General features: G+C 69.4%; 15 protein-coding genes and 3 pseudogenes. 12 read left to right on the top strand and 6 right to left on the bottom strand.

Features of this window, described 5'->3' with window-relative positions; all coding sequences use genetic code 11:
* The 3 genes from B7L92_RS40135 to B7L92_RS00680 all read right to left on the bottom strand — a co-directional run.
* Positions 1-265: hypothetical protein (locus B7L92_RS40135; protein WP_143626211.1), on the bottom strand; the 265-nt coding region annotated here is incomplete at its 3' end.
* 698 nt (positions 266-963) lie between these two features.
* Complete coding sequence (locus tag B7L92_RS00685) at positions 964-1,827, bottom strand: hypothetical protein (RefSeq protein WP_170102160.1); 864 nt, start codon at positions 1,825-1,827, stop codon at positions 964-966.
* Between the two features lie 223 nt (positions 1,828-2,050).
* Positions 2,051-2,449, bottom strand: coding sequence for an SDR family oxidoreductase (locus B7L92_RS00680; protein ID WP_218030418.1), 399 nt, complete (start codon positions 2,447-2,449; stop codon positions 2,051-2,053).
* A gap of 249 nt (positions 2,450-2,698) precedes the next feature.
* On the opposite strand from B7L92_RS00680, the gene B7L92_RS00675 reads away from it, so the two are divergent.
* From B7L92_RS00675 to B7L92_RS00660, 4 genes are all read left to right on the top strand, one after another.
* Positions 2,699-3,292 (top strand): molybdopterin-dependent oxidoreductase, encoded by a 594-nt coding sequence (locus tag B7L92_RS00675; protein WP_081235552.1) that lies wholly within the window; start codon positions 2,699-2,701, stop codon positions 3,290-3,292.
* A gap of 22 nt (positions 3,293-3,314) precedes the next feature.
* Positions 3,315-4,022, top strand: a complete 708-nt coding sequence (locus tag B7L92_RS00670) for an FAD-binding oxidoreductase (protein ID WP_255310693.1) — start codon at positions 3,315-3,317, stop codon at positions 4,020-4,022.
* Positions 4,023-4,032: 10 nt separating this feature from the next.
* Entirely contained in the window at positions 4,033-4,323 is a 291-nt protein-coding gene (locus B7L92_RS00665; RefSeq protein ID WP_081235550.1) for a DUF6510 family protein, read from the top strand.
* A 105-nt stretch (positions 4,324-4,428) separates the two neighbouring features.
* Positions 4,429-4,998 (top strand): RraA family protein, encoded by a 570-nt coding sequence (locus B7L92_RS00660; protein ID WP_368656225.1) that lies wholly within the window; start codon positions 4,429-4,431, stop codon positions 4,996-4,998.
* Between the two features lie 202 nt (positions 4,999-5,200).
* Here B7L92_RS00660 and B7L92_RS00655 read toward each other — a convergent pair whose 3' ends face one another.
* Complete coding sequence (locus tag B7L92_RS00655) at positions 5,201-5,638, bottom strand: zinc-binding dehydrogenase (RefSeq protein WP_255310692.1); 438 nt, start codon at positions 5,636-5,638, stop codon at positions 5,201-5,203.
* A 60-nt stretch (positions 5,639-5,698) separates the two neighbouring features.
* Between B7L92_RS00655 and B7L92_RS00650 the strand changes: the two are divergent.
* Positions 5,699-6,025 (top strand): annotated as a pseudogene (locus B7L92_RS00650) (phosphotransferase); the annotation flags it as partial.
* Between the two features lie 15 nt (positions 6,026-6,040).
* Here the strand turns inward: B7L92_RS00650 and B7L92_RS00645 are convergent.
* Positions 6,041-6,322 (bottom strand): annotated as a pseudogene (locus tag B7L92_RS00645) (transposase); the annotation flags it as partial.
* A gap of 419 nt (positions 6,323-6,741) precedes the next feature.
* On the opposite strand from B7L92_RS00645, the gene B7L92_RS00640 reads away from it, so the two are divergent.
* The 3 genes from B7L92_RS00640 to B7L92_RS00630 all read left to right on the top strand — a co-directional run bounded on the left by B7L92_RS00640 (position 6,742) and on the right by B7L92_RS00630 (position 9,029).
* Complete coding sequence (locus B7L92_RS00640; protein WP_081235547.1) at positions 6,742-8,004, top strand: IS110 family RNA-guided transposase; 1,263 nt, start codon at positions 6,742-6,744, stop codon at positions 8,002-8,004.
* 245 nt (positions 8,005-8,249) lie between these two features.
* The gene (locus tag B7L92_RS00635; RefSeq protein WP_081235546.1) at positions 8,250-8,684 is read left to right on the top strand and encodes a DUF6228 family protein; all 435 of its coding nucleotides are present in this window, start codon (positions 8,250-8,252) and stop codon (positions 8,682-8,684) included.
* Positions 8,685-8,750: 66 nt separating this feature from the next.
* Positions 8,751-9,029, top strand: a complete 279-nt coding sequence (locus tag B7L92_RS00630; RefSeq protein ID WP_081235545.1) for a hypothetical protein — start codon at positions 8,751-8,753, stop codon at positions 9,027-9,029.
* Positions 9,030-9,133: 104 nt separating this feature from the next.
* Here the strand turns inward: B7L92_RS00630 and B7L92_RS40485 are convergent, their stop codons facing one another.
* Positions 9,134-9,292 carry a hypothetical protein gene (locus B7L92_RS40485; protein WP_159460986.1) on the bottom strand — a complete coding sequence of 53 codons (159 nt, stop codon included), beginning with the start codon at positions 9,290-9,292 and terminating at the stop codon, positions 9,134-9,136.
* A gap of 532 nt (positions 9,293-9,824) precedes the next feature.
* Here B7L92_RS40485 and B7L92_RS00625 point away from each other — a divergent pair.
* The 4 genes and pseudogenes from B7L92_RS00625 to B7L92_RS00605 form a co-directional block, all read left to right on the top strand.
* Positions 9,825-13,679 (top strand): nSTAND1 domain-containing NTPase, encoded by a 3,855-nt coding sequence (locus tag B7L92_RS00625; protein WP_143626210.1) that lies wholly within the window; start codon positions 9,825-9,827, stop codon positions 13,677-13,679.
* Positions 13,680-13,919: 240 nt separating this feature from the next.
* The gene (locus B7L92_RS00620; RefSeq protein ID WP_081235543.1) at positions 13,920-14,618 is read left to right on the top strand and encodes a CHAP domain-containing protein; all 699 of its coding nucleotides are present in this window, start codon (positions 13,920-13,922) and stop codon (positions 14,616-14,618) included.
* 181 nt (positions 14,619-14,799) lie between these two features.
* Complete coding sequence (locus B7L92_RS00615) at positions 14,800-15,309, top strand: hypothetical protein (RefSeq protein ID WP_081235542.1); 510 nt, start codon at positions 14,800-14,802, stop codon at positions 15,307-15,309.
* 468 nt (positions 15,310-15,777) lie between these two features.
* Positions 15,778-16,138, top strand: a pseudogene (locus tag B7L92_RS00605) (transposase family protein); the annotation flags it as partial.
* Positions 16,139-16,751 lie beyond the last annotated feature (613 nt).

The following is a 16,751-nucleotide window of genomic DNA, read 5'->3' as shown; positions in this document are numbered from 1 at the left end:
GGCGAGGCGAGCAGCGCCAGCGGGGGCAGGTGGGCGGGGCGCAGGGCGGCGAGGGTTCGGCGTACGGCGGGGCGGCGCCCCAGCAGGTATCCAGGATGAGGGCGTTGGCGGTGAGCGGGCTACTCAGGGCTGCCAGGTCGGTGTCGAGGAAGCCCTCGGGCTGGGGACCGGGGTAGGAATGGATGCAGAGGTAGAGGACGTTCGCGTCGACGCCGAGCGCCCAGTCCGCGGCTCCAGGAGGCACGATCAAGACCGGCCGGGCCATGGACGGCAGGGGTGTTACGCGGGGCAGGTAGGTCAGGCGGGCGGCGACCCGGCGCGCGTCCGCCTGGCAACGCGGGCATCGGGCGGGCGCGGCCACCAAGACCTGCAGGTTCGCATCACGCGGATACGGCGGTGCCCTGGGCGGCGAGCGGAGCTCTTCACGCGGCTCCTCCCCCCGCTTTTGGTGGCCGGTCTGCTGGTCTGCGGGGGTGGCAGGGGTGAGGTTTTCAATGGGCATGACGCTTGGGGTACTTGGCCGCTTTCGGCATGCCGCCCCGCAGTTCCTGTGCCTCGTCGGCCACGGCGCGCCAGGATGGCCAGACGCGCTGACGCACTGGTTGTGCGTGCAGGGGGGCAGCCACCGCGTAGGCGCAGCTCCTCGGGGCGTCCGCTCGGTCCGGTTCCGGTTTGGGTCGGTGGTGTGAGCGGGTCGGCGAAGGCGAAAGGCGTCACATCGGGCGGCCGTCCGGTGGCGGCGCGGTGGGTGCGGCCAGCAGACGGTCCATGCGGTCCTAGTAGCGGTGGAGGTCTTCGGCCCAGTCGGGGACGAGGAGGTACTGCACGGTGCTCAGGGTGATCGCGGCCTCTCCCAGCCGGTTGACGGGGCGATGCCTCCGGCGCGAACCCATTGGTCCCACATCACGTCATTCATCAGCACGGCTAGCATCCCGGCGTCGGCGCGTTACAGGAGCAGTTTCATCAGCGTGGAAGATGCCTTGGTGCAGGCGCGGACCGTCTCGCACAGCAGGTGCGCGTCTGCGTGTTGAAGGGTGCGGACGAGCCCGGGTAGTCCGTGAGCCAGGGAGAGAGGGTGCGCAGGTCGGTTCCGGCTTGGTCGGCGGCGAGGTGGGCAGCGGTGATCCGGTCGAGTTGCTCGGGCGGGCCGGTCCAGACGCTGCGCCAGGCATCGGTGAGTTCTTCGGGGCTGACGTCGGCCGTGCCGCCGGTCAGCAGCCGGGCGCCGATGCGGATCAGGGCGGTGTGGAAGGGGTTGGACACCGTGCGGGGTTCGGGCAGGGTGATGCCTGCGGTGCCGGCGTGGGTGCGCAGGAGGCCGTCCAGGTCCCGTCCGATGGCGCGCCGCCCCCGCAGTAGCCGCTCGGCGAGGTTCTGGCGGGTTTCGAAGGCGGTGTCGCTGTCGCCGTGCGGGATCTGGGCGAGGGTGATGGCCGCTTGGCGCAGGGGCAGTTGGATGGTCCGGATCAGGACCTGGCGCAGCAGTGCGGCGGTCTGTTCGGTGTCGTCGGTTACCCAGAACGTCCAGCCGGTCCAGCTGATGCCGTGGCCTGATCTGGAGAGGGCGGCGAGCCATGTGGCCCGGTGGATGATGTCGGGGCGCAGCGTGCTGGTTGCGGGGTCGGTCCACTGGTCGGTGGGGGCCAGCCAGCGCTTGGCGCGCCAGCGTTCGAGCTGGTGGGGGGTGGCGGTCAGTCCCAACCGGTCGACCTCGGCGACCAGGGCGAGTTCCGTGGCGGAGGGCGGGGTGCGGGTCGCAGACGCCTCCCGCGGTCCGGGCCGACGACGGCGTAGAGGGCGGTCGCTGTGGTGAGGGCGCTGGTCCACTGCTGGCTCCGGGCGGCCAGCACGACGGCGAAAGTCACCAGCAGCCACAGCAGGACCCGGCGGGCGGCATCCGGCCGGGGGCGTCGTGTCCTGTTCACGGTCGCGCTCCCTTTCACGTCGGCTCCCCGGGGTAGGTGAGGCGGTGCCTCTATCTGGTCACACCGGCCGGGAGTGGACGGGAAGAACCTCGCGGGGCAGCCCGTGCAGGGGTGGGGATGGGTGGTCAGATCCGCTCGTGAGGCGGCTTCCCATTCGTATGATCTTGGGTTGTCGAACGCCCTGGCCCTGGCCCGTCACCCGTTCGGCTCAGTGTCGTTGCTCGATCCACCCCGACGATCGAGAGCAGCACGTGGTGACAGACTCCGGCCTGCTCCTCGGCGGTGAGCAGGTTCCGCGTGGTGGTGCCGAAGAACGCCACGGTCTCGTCCCGGTCGGCCGCCTCGTGGCTCGTGGCGTCGATGACGGCCTCCACACCGGTCAGGGCGGCGTCCAAGCCGTCACCGGTACGCAGGTCTACGCCGAGCGAGCGGCTGATGCGCACGACGTCGTGTCCGGCCCGTTCCAGAGCGGTCACTGTGAGGGACCCGATGCTCCCGGTCGCGCCGGCAACGGCGATTCGCATTCTCCGCATGGCAGTCTCTGTTCGCAGACGATGGTGATGCCACTACTGACGAAGCGGTCCCATCCGCCGACGTATCCACCTTGCACGCGCGAAGAGCCTGCACGCATCCCGTCCCGCGCGGACCGGTCGCTGTCCCCCGGCTGCGGCTGCAGCGGGATGGCGGGGGAGGCATCTGGGCCATTCATCGCGGCGCAGGCGAGAGCGCTCACGTTTGGTTACGCTGTCGATACGATGGGTGGTGAGCGACAGATGGTCACGCGCGGATTCACGGGACGTCCTCGACGCACGGAAGGCCCGGTCCCACCGGGGCAGTTCGTCACCAGTGACTTCCCGGTCCTCACGGCGGGCCCGACCCAGCACGTACCGGCCCGCGCGTGGGAGCTGGTGGTCACGGACGGGATCACGGAGAAGACCTACGCGTGGGCGTCGCTGCACGATCTGGGCGTGGTGGACCTGACGACCGACATTCACTGCGTCACGCACTGGTCCAAGCTGGGGACGACCTGGCAGGGCGTTCCGGTGGCGGCCGTGCTGGAGGACGCCGGGGTGGCCGACGAGCCCTACGCGCTGGTGTCCTCGTACGGCGGCTACACCACGAACGTCCCAGTGGAGGACCTGGTGGACCGCGACGCGATGGTCGCGGTGGGCTACGAGGGCGGTCCGATCCCCGCCGAACACGGCGGACCGGTCCGGCTGCTGGTGCCGCACCTGTATCTGTGGAAGTCCGCCAAGTGGTTGCGCGGGATCCGGGTGATGCCCGAGGACGAGCTGGGGTTCTGGGAGAACGCCGGCTACCACCACCGCGGTGATCCGTTCCTCGAACAGCGCTACTACGGTGACTGACCGTTCAGCCATGCCACCGCGCGTGCGACCCGTTCACGGCTGGCGAGCCGCCACCGTCGCCGGTACGGCGCGTGAGAGCGCCTCGGCGCGCACCATCCGGCTCGCCGTCGCCGGCTGGCCGGGGCATGTCGCCGGCCAGCACATCGACGTCCGGCTCACCGCCGAGGACGGGTACCAGGCCACCCGCAGCTTCTCGCTGTCCTCCGCGCCCGGGGAGGCCCCGCAGATCACCGTGGAACGCGCAGACGACGGCGAGGTGTCTCCGTACCTGGTCGACGTCGCCACCGACGGTGACGCCCTGGAGATCATGGGACCGGTGGGGGGCTACTTCGTATGGCGGCCCGGCGACGACGTACCGCTGCTCCTGGTCGCCGGCGGTTCCGGCATCGCGCCGATGCGCGCCATCTGGCGGGCCGCCCGCGCTCACGGCACACCGGTGCGACTGGTGTACTCCGCGCGCACCGCGGACCGGGTCATCTTCGCCGACGAGCTGCGCGGTCCCGACGGGCCGGAGAGCACCATCCGTCTGACCCGGGAACGGGCGGCGGGGTTCGAGCACGGCCGGCTGAGAGCCGAGCAGCTGAGCGCGCTGCTTCGTCCCGGTGGTGTTCGCGAACCGCGGCTGCGGGCTTACGTATGCGGCCCGACCGCCTTCGTCGAGGAAGCCGCCCGCGGACTGATCGGCGCCGGATTGGACGCTGACTCGTTGAGGACCGAGAGGTTCGGATAGGAGGCCCGCAGTGAACGCAGAGGAAGACCTCCTCTCGGTGCCCCCGGAGGACGGCTATGTGGACGGCAACGCCGTCGCCGGGGCGATGTCACTGGCCCTGGGCCGGGACGCGACCACGATTGTCCTGCAGTGCGCCGAGTGCGGGGATCGGCACCGTGTCGCCGAGACCAGGGTCTATCTGCGCTGCCCCGGCATGGTGGTGCGCTGTCCGGCGTGCTCGGCGTGCGAGGTGCTACTCGTCGACCGGCCACGCCGGCTCCAGCTCACCCTGATGTCGATCCGGATGCTGGAGCTGCCGTGACCCCCGCCTCGCCGGGCGACGAGCGAGAGGCGGCGGCCAAGCGGCGCGCTCGGGCGACCCGGTCGCTGGCGTGCGCGGACATCGTCGACGCCCTGGGACGAATCCATCGGCACCGCGCACATTCACCACCTCGTCACTCCGACACCGGGCCGGGTCCTGTTCGGCCCGGCGGTCACGATCTCCTTCTTCCCCTCCTGTTCGGTGATGATGGACCCCGAGACGCACACGTTCGGCGCTCTGCTCCGGCAGGCGGTGGGCGTCGAACCCGACGGTGGCCGGGGGAAGGTGCTGGTGCTGGCCAGCAACGGCCACCGCGACGTCTCCATCGGCGGCGGCACCAAGCTTTCCCTCCTGACGCGCTACGGCCTGGCCGGTGTGCTCACCGACGCACGGCTGCATGACTTCGCCCAGCTGCAGTCCCACCCCTTCGCGGCCTACTGTTCCGCGGAGGTCGTGCGATGGGGCGGCGATGTGATCACGCCGTACCAGGCGAACGTGCCGGTCGTGGTCGCGGGGGTGGGCGTGCACCCGGGGCAGTACGTCTTCGCCGACGACTCCGGCGCGGTGGTGATCCCCGAGCCCGACATCGACGCCGTACTCGACGGAGCCGCGGCGGTGGGCAAGGAGGAGGCCGCGTTCCGTGCCCAGGTCGAGCAGGAGCGCACGACCACGTAGCCGACACGGTCGGATCGCGCGGTTCCCAGGCCGACCACGACCGGCTGGGGTCCCGAGCGCATCGCACGTGCCTGGACCGAGCTGATGAAGCGCCTCGGATAGCGGCGGTTCGTTGCTCAGGGCGGCGACTGGGGCGCGCTGATCTCGGATCTCATGGGCGTACAAGCGCCTCCGGAGCTGCTCAGGGTGTGGCCATCACTCCCTACAGGCGTACACGAATGGCTGTCTTCCCCTCGCGTCGCTCGGTTGAGTTGAGGGTTGCAACCGCGTTGTCGAGGGACGCGGTGGTTCCGATGTTCGTACGCAGCCGCCCGTCCCGGACTCGCTGCACGATCTCACCCAGCTGGGTGCGATCGGCCTCGACAACGAAATCGATCACCAGGCCATCAGCGGGGCGGGCCTCGACCGGGCCCACGACCGACACCAGCGTCCCGCCGGTCTTGGTCAGAGCCGCAGAGTTCCTCTGGACGTCGCCGCCGATGACATCGAAGACCAGATGGACGCCCCTGACGTCTTTCAGCGCGTCGTTCTCGAGGTCGACGAACTCATGCGCGCCGAAGTCGAGCGCCTTCTCACGGTCGGCGGCGCGTCCAGTGCCGATGACGTAAGCGCCGGCCTCACGTGCGAGCTGGGTCACCATCGTCCCGACTGCTCCGGCTGCGCCATGGGCGAGGACGATCTGGCCGGCCTGAAGACGGCCGTGCTGGACCGCCTCACCCGGCAGGTCCCACGGCGGCGGGAGCAGGAAGCCGCCGACACGGTCGTCTGCCACGGGGACCCGTGCCTGCCCAACATCATCCTCGATCCGCAGCCCCTGGACGTGTCAGGCTTCATCGACCTGGGCCGCCTCGGACTGGCCGACCGCTACGCCGACCTGGCACTGCTGCTCGCCAACGCGCGAGAGACATGGCCGGACGAGGAGCAGGCTCGGGCTGCGGACATGGCCTTCGCCGAGAGGTACGGCATCGCCCTCGACCACGACCGCCTCGGCTTTTACCTCCATCTCGACCCGCTCACCTGGGGCTGATCGATTTCCTGGGGATCATCGGGCGGACCAGAGGAAGATGCCGGCGATGTGCAGTCCGGCCAGGTAGAGGGTCGCGGTCTCCTCGTAGCGGGTGGCGATGCCGCGCCACTGCCTGAGGCGGTTGATGCACCGCTCGACGGTGTTGCGCTGCTTGTACGCCTCCCGGTCGAAGGCCGGCGGTCTGCCGCCGGCCTGTCCGCGCCGCTTCCGGTTGGCCTGCTGGTCGGCCCGTTCCGGGATCACCGCCCGGATGCCGCGTCTGCGCAGGTGGTCGCGAATCTCGCGGGAGGAGTAGGCCTAATGGGACATGAGGGCCGGTGGAATCTGACCTTCAGGGGCGCGAGCCGAGCCTTTGAGTATGCCCGGGCCTGAGAGCCCTGTTGACAAGACGAGGCCGGCTCGCGCCCAGCGGCCTGGGCACGGCGTTCAAAATCTGGTGCATATCAGTCTGCATAGGCATCGAGACGGTCCGGTTGGTGCGGACGAGTCCGTCTATAGCGGCTGGGCGCTTTGCTGTCCGTTGTCCGAGCCGGTTGTGCGGATCACCTCTCAGCTCTGCCTGAGCTTTGAGCTCTGGCGCGGACCGAGGGCCGCATGACTCGCTGGGGTTGCGAACGGCTGGTGGGATGACGTGCCTTGAGCACTTCCATTAGGGAGCACGCGCACCCTGCACAGGCTCTGGCCTGCGAAAAGAGTCGCGACGAAGGAGGGGACAGATGGCGATTGTCGAGTTACCAGCGCCAGTGTTCTGTGGCATTGACTGGGCCGAAGACCACCACGATATTGCACTCGTTGACGCCGGCGGAAACCAACTCGCCAAGATGCGCATCAGCGACGATGCTGCAGGGTTCACCCAGCTCACAGCCCTGCTGACTGAACACGGCGACAGCGATGTCGCCCCGATCCCCGTGGCGATCGAGACGTCACGCGGGCTCCTCGTCGCCTGCCTGCGGGCAACCGGGCGGCCGGTCTTCGCGATCAACCCAATGGCAGTTGCCCGCTACCGAGACCGGCACTCCGTCGCCCGAAAGAAGTCGGACGCCGTCGATGCCGCGGCCCTGGCCAACATCCTGCGAACGGATATGGCCGCCCACCGACCGCTGCCCGCGGACTCCGAACTCGTCCAGGCCATCGCCGTGCTCGCCCGAGCCCAACAAGATGTCGTATGGGCCCGCGGCCAGGCCCATAACAAGCTTCGCTCCCAGCTCAGAGAGTTCTACCCAGCGATCCTCGAGGCCTTCGCCCAGCACAAGCACGGGCTGTGCTCAAGGGAAGCCCGCGCCATCCTGGCCGCAGCACCGACTCCCACCATGGCTGCGAAGCTGACACGGCGCCGCCTGCAGTCGCTTCTCAAGCAGGCCGGCCGAGTCCGCGGCATCCAGGCGGACGCCGAACGGCTCCACGAGGTCTTTAAGCGCGAATACCTCCACCAGCTTCCGCAGGTCGAAGCAGCCCTCGGACAACAGACCTCCGCTTTGCTCAGACAGCTGAACACCGCCTGCGACAAGGCCGACCAGCTCGAAGGAGTCGTCACACAAGCCTTCGAGGAGCATCCGGATGCACCGATCATCTGCAGCTTTCCAGGTCTCGCCGCACTGACTGGCGCCCGAATCCTGGCGGAGATCGGCGACGACCGGGCCCGGTTCGCCGATGCCGGATCCTTGAAGGCATACGCGGGAAGCGCTCCGGTCACGAGAGCCAGCGGCAAGAGCTGCAAGGTCATGAGCCGGAAGGTCAAGAACCAGCGACTGGCTGCCGTCGGCTACGTCTGGGCCTTCGTCTCTCTCACCAGGTCGCCCGGCGCCAGAGCCCACTACGACCGCCGACGAGCAGCTGGCGACCGCCATGTCGCGGCACAGCGGAACCTCTTCAATCGCTTCATGGGCATGCTGTTCCACTGCCTCCAAAACGGTCACACCTACGACGAAGCAGTCGCCTTCCCGCAGCCCTCAGCCGGACATACCGCAGCGGCAGCTTGACGCTTATCCGCGTGGGATGTCTTGTCGGCCAGGACCACGTCCGGTCTGGTGCGCGGACGACCGCGCTGTCGGGGAACGCGCAGGCGGGCCATTGGCTGCATAGGTCAGAACGAAGAGCACTTGTCGGTGGGAGCTGGGAACAGCTGGTTGCCGTTAGGTCTCTGAATGTTGATGAGAATCAGCAGCGATCCCGGGCCACGGAAACGCGATGTCATCAATGTGTTGACGTCCGTATCCTTCGGCGGGTGAGTCTGATCGAGGTGGGTCCCGGGCAGGTCGAGCTCGTCGTGCGGGGGCCGGGGGCGCTGGCAGCCTCTGTCCGGTTGTTCGACTGGTCGCGTGCGGATGAGTACGAGACCGTCTTCGCGGTGGAGGCCGTTGCTGATGGTGTGCGTGCACGACTCGAGAACGTGACCGTCACCGTCTGGGATGACATGAGCGAGTTCTTCGACGGCCTCGTGCGCGACTTCCGTGGTTGGGAGGGGGAGCGGGTCTGGGCCAACAACCACCTGGTCGTGACGGCGACCTTCGGCTCGGGTGGTCATGTGTATCTGTGCTGGACGCTTCGGTCCGGCTTCTTTCCCGGTGACTGGAAGTGCACGGTGACGACCGTGATCGAAGCCGGTGAAGGGATGACGGCTGTAGCCGCGGACCTGCGGGAATTCCTGCGCCAGGGGTAGGTCGGCCACATCCGCTGCGCGCAGCACCGGCCGCGCTGCGGCGGCCGAGGCGATCACGGTGAGCGAATGATGAGCGCCCGCAACTCCGTCTCAGCCAGCCCGGCCCGGCGTTGGGAGGTGGTGTTGCGGATCGCCCTGCCCGGCGTTCCGGCCTGCACCGCGGTACTCGGCACCGGCAGCATCGGCGCGGCCCTGGTCCACGGCATCATCCCGTCCCCGCTCGTGTGGCCGCTCGTGGTCCTCGCCCTCGGCGCGATGGCGTGTGACGTCGGGCTCCGTGCCCTGCCCGCCGCGCCGGCCGGCCGCGCTGCCGGACGGCAGCGCGGTCCTTCTCGGCCTGGGTGAGTCCGGCCCGCGCGCCGCATCTACCACGCCCGGGCCCGGCGCTCGCGACGCGTTCCTCGGGCCCGCGGAGAACATCCCGTTCAGCATCGAGCCGGCGCGGGTCGTCAGCCGCCGTCGCGGGCGATCCGCCGGCCGACGGCGGTCCAGACCGGCTCGGCCGCCTCCTCGGGCACAGCACCGGTGAGGCCGTCGAGGTGCTGGGCGGCCTCACCGCTGACCAGGTGGCCGCCTTGCCCCGACTCGACATCCCCAGATACACGCATCAGCCGCCAAGCGGTGGTGACGAGCCCAAGGACAGTGCCGAGCAGGACGAACAGCCGGAAGCCGAGTCAAAGGGACCGGACGAGGCAAGCACATAGTTCGTCCGGGCCGAGACACCTGAGCCAGACGTCAGCACAGGAAGGGCAGCCGGCGACACGCTGGCGGACACTCACGAACCGTCACCCCGGTGCGCCGGAGGATGGCGCCCCGCCGAGTGGTGTAGCGGTGATCTTGACGTAGCGACCGGGCAAGGGTGGATCGAGGTGCTCGCGGTTCATCTCGCGCTGATGGGCTGTCAGCGAACTGCGGCCCGGTTTCCTCGCCGCGTTCTCGGCCGCGGTGTAGCCAGGCGTCGGCAGCGCGGGACTCGCGGCAGCAAGCATTCCGCCTGACGACCCGCCATAGACGAAGCTGCGTCATGGATGACCTGGCCCGCCACACTTCCATCACTATGAGCGGGCACAGGACATCGCCCGTTCGGCTGTACTTCCCACCTGGCAGACACCTTTGCCGCGCCCACGCAATGAGCAGGGCGTGAACATTCCAGCAGATGGTGGACTGCACGACGATGCGACGCAGCGGGCCGTCGACCTCGGGCAGGAGCTGAGACGGCTACGCCTGCGCAAGGGTCTCTCCCTGGCGGGGCTTGCCGAGCGGATCCATTACACGAAGGGCTACCTGTCCCGCGTCGAGAACGGGAACCAGGCCCTCACTCCCGCCGTGGCGCAGGCCTGCGACAAGGTCCTGGAGACCGGCGGCCTCCTGGATCGACTGACGGCTGCGGCGGTTCCGGAGCAGCGCCGACGGGTGCGTGAAGGCGAGTGCCCGTACCGAGGGCTCGCCGCGTACGACACTGCCGACACGTGCTGGTTCTTCGGCCGGGAACGAGCCACGGCGGCCCTGGTCCAGGTGGTGACCGCGCGGCTGGACGGGGGCGGTCCGGCGATGGTGGTGGCCGCCTCCGGCACCGGGAAGTCCTCGCTGCTGAGAGCCGGGCTGGTGCCGGCGTTGCGCCGGGGAGCGCTCCCCGTGCCGGGCTCGCACCGCTGGCCGGTTCTTGTCACGCATCCGGGCGGCCGCCCCGTGGACGACTTACTGGCGGAGGTCTCCGGCGCGCTCCGGGCCGACCCGGCGGCGCTGCGGTCCGCGCTGGAGAGCAGTCCGCGCTGTCTCGCCCGGTTCGTCCACGGCCTCCTCGGTCAGGACCCGTGGGAGGACGAGGCGCGTCTCGTGCTGGTCGTGGACCAGTTCGAAGAGGTCTTCACCTTGTGTCAGGACGCCGTCGAGCGCGACCTGTTCATCCGTGCCCTGCACGCCCTGTCGACGCCGGACGACCACCGCACCGGAAATGACGACGGCCCGGAACGGCGGAGCGGTCCGGCGGCTCTAGTCGTCCTGGGCATGCGCGCCGACTTCTACGGTGCCTGTCTGGCCCATCCGGAGCTCGCCGAGGCGCTACGGGACGGGCAGCTTCCGCTGCAGCCGATGTCTCCCGACGAGATCCGTTCCGCCGTGGCAGGGCCGGCCGAGGGCGCGGGGCTGGAGCTCGAGCCCGGACTCGTCGAGGTGATTCTGCGGGACCTCGGCACCGTCGCGGTGCAGCAGAGCGCCGGCGAGAGCGTGCCGGGTCCCGGCGGGCCGGGTGTGCTGCCACTGCTCTCGCATGCTCTCCTCGCGACCTGGCAGGAACGTGACGGGAAGCGTCTGACCGTCGGGGGCTACGAGCGGACCGGCGGCATTCTCGGCGCGGTGGCTGCCACCGCGGAGCAGGCCTACGGGCGCCTGTCCGCCGGGCGGAAGGAGGTGGCCCGTGCCGTCGTGCTGCGTCTGGTCCGGGTCGACGGGGACGGCCGCGCCACCCGCCGTCACGCCACTTTGGAGGAGCTCACCCTCGGAGGCTGCGGGCAGGCGGAGGACGTCGTCGAGGAGTTCACCCGCGCCCGTCTGCTGACCGCCGGCCATGACCGGATCACTCTCGCCCACGAGGCCGTGCTGCGCGCCTGGCCTCGGCTGCGGCGCTGGATCGACGCCGACACCGCTGCCCTGCGCGCCTGGCAGCAGTTGCGGGAGACCGCCCGGCAGTGGCATGCGGAGGGCCAGGATCCCGCCTTGCTTCCGCGGGGCAGCCGTCTGGTCACCGCTCAGGAGGCCGCCCGGCATCCTCTGGTCGCAGCGGGGGAGACCGAGCGGGCGTTCCTGCTCGCGGCACAGGCCCAGGAGCAGGGCGAACGGGAGCGCGAGCAACGGCGCACACGCCGCCTCCACCAGCTGCTGGTGGCGCTCGTGGTGCTGCTCGTGATGGCTCTCGTCAGTACTGGCTTGGCCGTGCACAGCAGCCGGGAGGCGATCAACGGGCAGCGCATGGCACGTCTCGCGGAGAAGCTGGCCCTGCTCGGTGTGCCCGACATCGGCGAGAACTCCGAGGCCACCATGCTCCTGGCCGCCTCGGCCTGGTCGACTGCCCCGACCCGCGCCTCCCGGAGTGCGCTGCTGAGCACGCAGGCCAAGCCGTACAAGGGATCCATGGAGGGCCACACCCGCCGGGTGCGCGCCGTCGCGTGGACGGGCGACGGTCGGCATGTGTTGTCGGGAGGGGCGGACGGCACGGTCCGTATCTGGGACAGCCGCTCGCACCGGCAGGTCAGGCGGATCGATCATGGTGAAGCCGTTCAGGCCGTCGCCGTCGCTCAGGGGACGGGGAGGATCGTCTGGGGAAACGCGCAGGGGGAGCTGACAATGCTCACCGGTCCGGGCGGAAAGCAGGCGCTGCTTCCCCACCGGCATGGCCGGCGGGTGACGGGGTTGGCCGCTTCCCGGGACGGGCGAACGGTGCTCTCCGTCTCCGAGGACGGCACGGTCGGGCGTCATGACCTGACCCGTCCCCACGCCCGGCCGGTTCGTGTCGATCTCGGTCACCCGCTCTACTCGGTGGCCCTCGCCTCCGACGGCAGGCGCGCCGCGGTGGCGGGGAGAAACGGCCGTCTGTGGCTGTTGGACCTGGTGGGCGACACGTCTTTGGAACTGGACAACGACGGGAGTGACAGCATCTGGGCCCTCGCCTTCACCCCGGACGGACGCAGGCTCGTGGCCGGTGAATGGGACGGCGACGTCTCCCTCTGGGACATCGGCGGCAGGAAGAAGGAGGCGACCCTCGCAGGGCTGACGGACTCGGTGGTCGACGTGACGGTCTCCCCGGACGGGCTCTATGTCGCCGCCTCCGGTCACGAGGACGTCGTGGCCGTCTGGGACCTCACCTCACACCGGCTGCTCACCACCCTGGTGGGTCATCAGGGCTTCGTCTGGGGAGCCGAGTACTCGCCCGACGGCCGTACCCTCGCGACCGGCGGTGACGACCGGGTCGTCCGGTTGTGGACGCCCACCGGCACGCTTGGGTTGCTCGAGGGCGGTGAGCCCTGGCTGGACGCGGAGCTCTCCCCGGACGGCCGTCATCTGGGCCTCGCCGGACAGGACGGCTCCGCACGCATCCTCGACCTGCGCACGGGCACGGCACGCCGCCTGCGGGGAACGGACGACGGAAACACGTCCGTGCACGCGGTCGCCTTCAGCGACGACGGAACCCGGTTCGCCGCCGCCGACGAGAGTGGCCGCGTCCGCGTCTGGCGCACCGACGACCCGCGGCGTCCGCCCGGGCTTCCCATCGCGCAGTGGCGGGCGCACAAACGTACCGTCAGGTCGCTCGCCTTCCGCCCCGGGCACCGCCACATCCTGGCCACCGGCAGCGACGACCACACGGCCGGGCTGTGGAACCTGGCCGACAGCGGAGCGGAGAGGCCGACCCGACTCCACGTCCTCAACGGTCACTCCGACGGCGTGCAGGATGTCGCCTTCCTGGGCGAGGACACCGTCGTCACGGCAGGTCTCGACAGCGCGGCCAACGTCTGGGACTACACCGACGCCCGTCTGCGGCGCAGGCTCACCCACGGCGCGCCGGTTCTCGACGTGGCCACGGGACCCAAGGGCTCGCTGGCCACAGCCAGCTGGGACGACACGGTGAGGCTCTGGGACCGCGGGCCGGAGAGCCGCCCGCGCGTCCTCGCCGGCCATACCGGCGGCGTCTTCACCGCCGCCTTCAACCGGTACGGCACCCGGCTCGCCACCGCGGGTCAGGACAACACCGTCCGCGTCTGGGACACCTACGACGGGCGGCTCCTCCACACCCTCAAGGGTCACCGCCGCACCGTCCGCTCCGTCGCTTTCATGGGGGAGGACGGGCCGATCGTGTCCGTTTCCGAGGACGGCACGATCCGCCGGTGGAGCCTCGACGCGCAGCAGGTTCTCCGCCAGGTCTGCCGGGTCGTCGGGGACCTCGGCGAGAGCCGGTGGGGGCAGCAGCTCCCTCAGGTTCCCTACGAGCCGGGCTGCAGGTGACCTGGGCCGACGGCCCGTCACCCGCATGCGCATCGTGCGAAGTCAGCGGGGGTTTCCCGGCCGCCCTGGCGCAAGAGGAAACCGCGGAACGCTGGATCCCGCCCACCGCCGGTGCCGAGACTCAAGTTGCGCCGAAAGCCGCGAGAACCCCCGGCCACCACGGCGTGACCACCTGTCCTCCAACGCCTTGCCGGTCGCCTTCGGCAGCGCGGGACGAACATCTCAGAAGGAGCGAACATCATGACCAAGTCCACCACCATGCCCGTGTCCGGGAACACCCGTATCGTCGCGCTCGCTCTCAGCGCTCTGCTCGCCGGCGGCCTCGCCGTGTCCCAGGCCCAGGCCGCACCCGCCGCACCCGCCAGTGCGACGGCGGCGGCGACAACCGGGGAGAAGTCCGCCGCCTCCGCGTCGTCCCTGGCCCTCACGCGCCAGCAGATCGTCGCCAGGGCCGAGCACGCGCTCAAGACGCCCACCAAGTACAGGACGGCGAAGAACGGCCCCATCAAGCTGAGCACGCCGAAGGGCAACAACAACTACCTCGGCGGCTACAACCTCAACGTCTACAACAACTACAACGGCCAGGACTGGTGCGGGCACTTCGCCGCCGCGATGTGGGGCAAGCAGGGCGTCCCGGCGAAGTACGAGGCCTCTCAGCGGTGGCGTACCCACATGGGCAACCGGTTCCACCCCTACCGGGTCAACACGCTTCCGCAGCCCGGCGACGTCCTGGTGTGGACCAACACCTCCAACAGCGCCTTCGGTCACGTAGGTGTGGTCGTCTCCGTGAAGGGCCGGTCCGTCACCACCATCGAGGGCAACGCCGGTGCGGGCACCGACAGTGTCACCCGCCGGACCTACTCCTGGGACGACAAGCGCGCCACCGGCGGCCCCTACCTGCCCAACAAGAAGTTCGCCGGATTCGCCTCCGCGCGGTAGCCGACCCAACGCCACCGGCCCGGGCCGGCCTCCCACGACCGGCCGCCCGAGCCGGACTGTTCGACCACCACCAGATCTTCAGCCGGGGCCGCTCGTCCGAAGCGCCCCCGCCTTCCCGCCCGCGCCCACGTCGCCAGCACCCTGCGGCGTCCGGCGCCCGTTCCACCCAGGAGCAGCAACCATGCAGACGAAGTTCCTCGCCCCCAGCCGCGCCTTCCTCTCCGCTCTCGCCGCGGCGGCCGTCCTCGGCGGTCCGCTCGCGGCCATCGCGGACGCCGCGCCCGCCAAGTACCAGACCCACGCCCAGGCAGCGGCCGTGCTGAAGCAGGCCGGCATCAGCTGGTCGTCCAGCGGTGGCTGCTCCAACCGGGAGAACAGCCGCTGCACCTCGTTCACGAAGATCAACAAGGCAACGATCGCCGGCCTCGTGGCGTTCAAGAAGGCCAGCAGGTGCGCCGTCCGTGTCACCGGCGGCACCGAGCGCGGCCACGCCTCGGGCACCTACAGCCACTACAACGGCTACAAGGCCGACATCGCGCTCAACAGCTGCGTCAACAAGTACATCACCAGCCGCTTCAAACACACGGGCAAGCGGAGCGACGGCGCCACCCTGTACAGGTCCCCGGCCGGCAACGTCTACGCTCGCGAGGGCAACCACTGGGACATCACCTACTACAACAGCCGCGCCTGAGCGACAGGGCCGCGCCCGACGCAACCGGGTCCACTGCCTGCAGGCGGTGGACCCGGTTGCGTCGGCGTCCCAGAAGCCCGGCTGCACCAGAGCCTGGCAAGGATGGAACCGCTGGTCGAAATGGAACGGCCGTACCTCTGTGTGCACTGTCACGCCACCCGCACGCGCTGCCGCGCCCCAGGTGATTCGCCAACTGGCATCGGCGAGCAACACCAGCAAGTACCCCGCACCCCGCTACAGCCTGGGGGAAGCATGTAAGAGGGGCATCTTGCCCTGGACGCCGCAGACAGCCCGCGCCTACCTGCGTAAACGCTCACCCAGCCGCGGGATCCCGGTGCCCGAAGGCAAGCTCATCGGGCACACGGTCCGCTACACCGAGGATGAACTGACGACCTGGCTCGCGGCGTGGAAGTCGAAGTCCTCTCCGCCGCCAACGGGCAGGGCCTGAGCACCAGCCCAGTGCCCCGCCCAGGCCGGCTGCTGTGGGCCTCACCGGCCCTGCCCGGAGCCGTCCACGACCTCCGGGCCGCCCCGTGAACACGGCATCATCGACGCCCTCGCCGCGGCCGACATCCCGTGCTGGGCGGACAAGGCCTACCGGGGCGCCGGCGGCACGGTCCGCACCCCGTACTGGGGCCAGTGGGAGAACCTCTCCACCGGCCAGCAGGCGGTGAACCGGTCCCACGCGAAGATCCGCGCCCTGGTCGAGCAGGCCGTCGCCACCCTCAAGTCCTGGCGGCTGCTGCGCAAGCTGCGGTGCTCGACCACCCGCATCACGAGCCTCGTCCAAGCCGTCCTGACCCTGCATTTGGCCAGCTCAGGCCGATGATGGAAAAGGCTCACTGCCTGGACTGCTTCCTCCGGGACCCATACGTCCCAGTATCAAGCTGTCCCGACCACGGGGGGACTTCACGCCGGGCTGTGGAAGACTTTCGCTTCAGAGGTGCCTTGCTTCGTGGGACTGATGAGGGCGTAGGAACTCCCATCACCCCAGGTCAGCGGACACCTCTTCTCATTTCATCGTCCACAGACCGGCTATGGCGTGGTGGATCTAGGTCACTTCACGTCAACTGCCATCCCTTCGCTTATCCCTCACACTCTTGCTCTTAGGGCTCAAAGCGATCCCCAGAGCGACAGCAAAAAGTACGGGAAGGCTTGTATTCCATGGAGGACTCAAATCGATACACAGCCAGAAAGCGACGATGATCAACACGATAGACGTGAGGATTTTCCAGATACTCACTCCTGCCCCTTTCGCAGTTTGAACGAGTCAACCAGTCTTGCGTGCCGGTCTGCATTACCCATAGATGTCTCGCTTGATGCCCTGCAGCTTCCTATCGAGTTTCCAGAGCCTGAACTTCATCCCAAGAGTGGATTTGAGCTGCATGACGTAGGGGCTACCACCGATTTTGGCCGCGACCCCACCCCCAACTGCCCCAGTC

It is taken from the genome of Streptomyces viridosporus (assembly GCF_002078235.1).
Classification (GTDB): domain Bacteria; phylum Actinomycetota; class Actinomycetes; order Streptomycetales; family Streptomycetaceae; genus Streptomyces; species Streptomyces viridosporus.
The sequence above is the reverse complement of the archived record's forward strand: the minus strand, read 5'-3'. Positions and strand labels throughout refer to the sequence as shown.

Bases quoted from the DNA above. Each gene is read 5' to 3' on its own strand.
- B7L92_RS00655 (WP_255310692.1), bottom strand. From the start codon at position 5,638: ATGGTGACCCAGCTCGCACGTGAGGCCGGCGCTTACGTCATCGGCACT.
- B7L92_RS00680 (WP_218030418.1), bottom strand. From the start codon at position 2,449: ATGCGAATCGCCGTTGCCGGCGCGACCGGGAGCATCGGGTCCCTCACA.
- B7L92_RS00615 (WP_081235542.1), top strand. From the start codon at position 14,800: ATGCAGACGAAGTTCCTCGCCCCCAGCCGCGCCTTCCTCTCCGCTCTC.
- B7L92_RS00640 (WP_081235547.1), top strand. From the start codon at position 6,742: ATGGCGATTGTCGAGTTACCAGCGCCAGTGTTCTGTGGCATTGACTGG.
- B7L92_RS40485 (WP_159460986.1), bottom strand. From the start codon at position 9,292: ATGCGTGTATCTGGGGATGTCGAGTCGGGGCAAGGCGGCCACCTGGTC.
- B7L92_RS00630 (WP_081235545.1), top strand. From the start codon at position 8,751: ATGATGAGCGCCCGCAACTCCGTCTCAGCCAGCCCGGCCCGGCGTTGG.
- B7L92_RS00620 (WP_081235543.1), top strand. From the start codon at position 13,920: ATGACCAAGTCCACCACCATGCCCGTGTCCGGGAACACCCGTATCGTC.
- B7L92_RS00675 (WP_081235552.1), top strand. From the start codon at position 2,699: ATGGTCACGCGCGGATTCACGGGACGTCCTCGACGCACGGAAGGCCCG.